Raw genomic sequence first — 3,225 nt, forward strand, 5'->3', positions numbered from 1 at the left:
CCACCAGGACCCTGATGGGTTCCTTGCGGGGCGAGGTGTCCTCGTCCGCGCCGGCTCGGGTACGGGCAGCTTCTCCGGAAACATTCGTGTCGCGCCTCGACGCGGCGTCGCCGCTCGTCGGGCCGGGAAGCGCGGCACGCGACCCCGGGCCGGATGGAACGTGTCCGCCGGCAGGCCGTCCCCCGTCCCCGAGCGGTGCTGGCCGTCCTGCTGCTGCTCGGACTGGTGAGCACCCTGCTGCTGGACGGCTATCTGCGCTCCGAGGTGGGCGGCGACCAGCGGGTGCGCTCGGGTGCCGCCTCGGACGAGGTGCCGCAGAGCGTGCTGGACGGGGGCCCGTTCCTGAGCCTCGCGGACGGCGAGCCGCACTCGGAGTCCGTGCCGGACAGGACGATCGTGCTCACCTTCGACGACGGACCCGACCCGGAGTGGACCGAGCAGGTGCTCGACGTCCTCGACGACAACGACGTGCCCGGCACGTTCTTCCTGGTCGGCTCCATGATCGCGCGCCATCCCGACGTGGTGCGCCGGATGGTCACCGAGGGCAACGAGGTGGGCATCCATACTTTCACGCACGTCGACCTCTCCTACCAGAGCACGGCCCGCGTGACGCGCGAGATCGCCCAGACGCAGCTCGCGCTGGCCGGGGCCGCGGGCATCACCACCAACCTGTTCCGTGCCCCCTACTCCTCCACCCCCGACGCCATCGACGACTACAGCTGGCCGGTCTACCAGAAGCTGGGGGCGATGGGGTACACCAGCGTCTTCATCGACACCGACAGCGAGGACTGGAAGACGCCGGGCGTCGACGCGATCGTGCGGGGCGCCACCCCCGCGAGCGGCGAGGGCGCGTCCGTCCTCTTCCACGACTCCGGCGGCGACCGCTCGCAGACGCTGAAGGCGCTGCCCGCGTACATCAAGAAGATGAAGGCCGCCGGGTACACCTTCACCACGGTCAGCGGCGCCCAGCAGCAGGCCGCGCGGGACTCCGGCACGGCGGCACCCGCACCTCCCGGAGGTTCCGTCGGTGCCGCCGACCCCGAGCAGGCCGCACACCACACCGCGGACGCCGCGTCGGTCTGGGAGGGGCGGGGGCTGCTCCTCGCCGTCGCCGTGGCGGAGTGGACGGTGCCGGTGCTGGCCTCCCTCCTCGGGGTGGTCGGGGTCGCCGTCCTCGGCAGGTTCGGGCTGATGGTCTTCCTCGCCGGGCGCCACTACCGGCGGCGGAACCGACGGCGGTTCTCCTGGGGGCCCGAGGTGACCCGGCCGGTGAGCGTCGTGGTGCCCGCCTACAACGAGAAGGAGTGCATCGCCGGCACACTGACCTCGCTCGCGGCGAGCACCCATCCGATCGAGATCATCGTGGTCGACGACGGCTCGACCGACGGCACCGCCGAGATCGCCGAATCGCTCGGACTGCCACAGGTCCGGGTGGTCCGACAGGAGAACGCGGGCAAGTCCGCCGCCCTCAACAACGGTGTCCGCGAAGCCCGTTGCGACCTGGTCGTGATGATGGACGGCGACACGGTCTTCGAACCCGACACCGTAAGGCAGTTGGTACAGCCGTTCGCCGACCCCGCGGTCGGTGCCGTGGCCGGCAACGCCAAGGTCGGCAACCGCGACACCCTCATCGGGGCCTGGCAGCACATCGAGTACGTCATGGGCTTCAACCTCGACCGGCGGATGTACGACCTGCTCGGCTGCATGCCCACCATCCCGGGCGCGATCGGGGCGTTCCGCCGTGACGCGGTGCTCCAGGTGGGCGGGATGAGCGAGGACACGCTGGCCGAGGACACGGACATCACCATCGCCCTGCACCGGGCCGGCCACCGGGTCGTCTACACCGAGCACGCCCGGGCGTGGACCGAAGCCCCTGCCTCGTTCGCCCAGTTGTGGCGTCAGCGCTACCGCTGGAGCTACGGCACCATGCAGGCGCTCTGGAAGCACCGCCGCTCGGTCACCGACCGGGGGCCCTCGGGCAGGTTCGGCCGGATCGGAATGCCGCTGGTGGTCCTCTTCCAGATCCTCACCCCGCTGCTCGCCCCACTCATCGACGTCTTCACCGTCTACGCGATGCTCTTCGTCGACTTCAAGGGGTCGCTGCTGGCATGGCTGGCCGTACTCGGCATCCAACTCGCCTGTGCGGCTTACGCGTTTCGCCTCGACCGGGAGAAGTACCGCCACCTGCTGATGCTGCCGCTCCAGCAGCTCGCCTACCGGCAGATGATGTACCTGGTGCTGATCCACTCCGCGCTGACCGCGCTCACCGGCGGGCGGCTGCGCTGGCAGAAGCTGAAACGCACCGGTGCGGTGGGCGTACCCGGCGCTCTCCCGGAGGCGGACCGATGACCGGTTCCCACCGCAGGGCCACGACGAAGCGCCGACCGCTTCTGAGAACACCGGGGTTCGAGCGGCGAGCGACGCCGAGCGCCGGTCAAAACGCTGGGCGTGACCCGTACTTCGACGTCCTGCGCGCGATCGCGCTCGTCCGCGTGGTCACGTACCACACCTTCGGATGGCCCTGGCTGGGGTTCGTCTTCCCGTCCATGGGCGTGATGTTCGCGCTCGCCGGTTCCCTGATGGCGCGCTCGCTGGAGCGGCCCGCATGGTCGGTGATCCGCGGCAGACTGCGCCGACTCCTCGTGCCGGTCTGGGTGTTCGGGCTGGTTCTCGGCACGGCGATGGTGCTGCACGGGTGGGTTCCCGGCCCGGACGCGCTGTACTGGGTACTGCCGGTCGGTGATCCGCCGGGCGATGCCTGGGGCGAGCAGGCGTGGGCGGTGCTCTGGTACCTGCGGACCTATCTGTGGTTCGTTCTGCTCTCCCCCGTGCTGCTGCGTCTGTTCTCCCGGTGGCCCCTTCCGGTGCTGGTCCTGTCGCTCGCACCGGTGGCACTGCTGGGGACGGTGTGGCAAGTGCCCGACGGGCGGCTGGGCAGCGGGATCAGCGATTGGTCGGTGTTCCTCTTCTGCTGGCTGCTGGGCTTCGCGCACCGCTCCGGCATCCTGCGCCGAATCCGGCCGGGACGGCTCGTCGTGGTGGCGGCCGGGCTGATGGCGGCGGGTGCCTGGTGGGCCCTGACCCACCGGGCCAGCGGGAGCTACGACCTCGACGACATCCCGCTCGCCCAGGCGCTCTGGTCCGGCGGTGCCGTCACGCTGCTCCTGCGGTTCAGGTGGCGTCCGGCCGACCGGGGCCGACCACGGCCGGGCGGCCGGAGGGGTA

At 70.9% G+C, this 3,225-nt stretch carries 2 protein-coding genes; both read left to right on the plus strand.

Features of this window, described 5'->3' with window-relative positions; translation table 11 throughout:
• Window positions 1-153: 153 nt before the first annotated feature.
• Window positions 154-2,349, plus strand: coding sequence for a bifunctional polysaccharide deacetylase/glycosyltransferase family 2 protein (locus ACWD3D_RS35135; RefSeq protein ID WP_451464739.1), 2,196 nt, complete (start codon window positions 154-156; stop codon window positions 2,347-2,349).
• Window positions 2,346-3,225: acyltransferase family protein (locus tag ACWD3D_RS35140; protein ID WP_451464740.1), on the plus strand; the 880-nt coding region annotated here is incomplete at its 3' end. The genes ACWD3D_RS35135 and ACWD3D_RS35140, both read left to right, overlap by 4 nt.

The organism is Streptomyces sp. NPDC002690, assembly GCF_053592415.1.